General features: G+C 58.5%; 1 pseudogene. It reads right to left on the bottom strand.

What is annotated here, in order from left to right:
* A pseudogene (locus tag IG178_RS24520) lies at nt 1-436 on the bottom strand (IS1380 family transposase); the annotation flags it as partial.

Raw genomic sequence — 436 nt, 5'->3', positions numbered from 1 at the left:
TGCGTCTCACCACCAGACGCCCCGTCGTTTGCAGTGCCTTCTTCTTTGAGGTGAACGCGGTGAATGGGATCTCAGCGACTTCGGCCTTCGAAATCCATGCCCCGGAATCTTCGTCGTAGATCGCTTCGGGGTATTCGATGCCAGTCCAGGAGTCATCGCTGATCATTCCGATCGCTGCTTTGACCCTTTTGTCCATGCGTACCGTGATCGACACATGAGCCCCGCCGTCGTGGGCGGCTTTGACGACGCCTGATGAGTAGTATGCCGAATCAGCGCGCACCAACACCGAAGTGCCAGAGTTGATCCGGGTTGTGGTGGCCAGAGCGTCGGAGACGAATTTGTCAGCACCCCGGGCTGAGGAGGTTGAGCCTTTGCGCAGGCGTTGACCGACGATGATTTGGCCGGAACTGGCAGTCGATGCGGTCGCCAATAGTGC

It is taken from the genome of Neoluteolibacter marinus, assembly GCF_014904755.1.
Taxonomy (GTDB): domain Bacteria; phylum Verrucomicrobiota; class Verrucomicrobiia; order Verrucomicrobiales; family Akkermansiaceae; genus Haloferula; species Haloferula marina.
Note: the sequence above shows the minus strand (reverse complement) of the source record. Positions and strands in the feature narration are given on the sequence as shown.